Annotated in this window: 2 protein-coding genes; both read left to right on the forward strand. The window is 64.0% G+C overall.

The window, feature by feature from the left end:
• Positions 1 to 8: 8 nt before the first annotated feature.
• Complete coding sequence (locus EOE48_RS28780; protein WP_246155081.1) at positions 9 to 167, forward strand: M3 family metallopeptidase; 159 nt, start codon at positions 9 to 11, stop codon at positions 165 to 167.
• Between the two features lie 11 nt (positions 168 to 178).
• Positions 179 to 445 carry a YheV family putative zinc ribbon protein gene (locus EOE48_RS28785; protein WP_246155078.1) on the forward strand — a complete coding sequence of 89 codons (267 nt, stop codon included), beginning with the start codon at positions 179 to 181 and terminating at the stop codon, positions 443 to 445.
• Positions 446 to 458 lie beyond the last annotated feature (13 nt).

Genomic DNA, 458 nt, shown 5'->3' on the forward strand with positions numbered 1-458 from the left:
GAGAAGGTGTGCTGAATGCCGAGACCGGGCGTGCCTTCCGCGAGGCTATCCTGGCCCGTGGCGGTTCGCGCGAGCCGATGGTGCTGTTTGTCGACTTCCGTGGCCGTGAGCCTTCCATCGATGCGCTGCTGCGCCATAGTGGTCTTACCGAAGGCGCTGCGGCGTGAGCGAGGTAGTTGTGAACAAGACCAAGAAACGCTTCATTGCCGGGGCGGTATGCCCCGCGTGCAGCGAGCCCGACAAGCTGATGATGTGGAGCGAAGACGACGTACCGCACCGCGAGTGCGTCGCCTGCGGGTTCACCGACACCCTCAACGAGCAGGGCTTGTCGGTGCCCAAGGAGCTCGGCACCCGGGTCAACCACCTGGCGCCCAAGGCGGCGCCGGCCAAGGTCCAGACGGTGCAGTTCTTCCCTAATCCGAAGCTGAAGAAACCGACAGAGTAAGCACTGGCTGTCG

The organism is Methylobacterium oryzihabitans, assembly GCF_004004555.2.
Lineage (GTDB): Bacteria > Pseudomonadota > Alphaproteobacteria > Rhizobiales > Beijerinckiaceae > Methylobacterium > Methylobacterium oryzihabitans.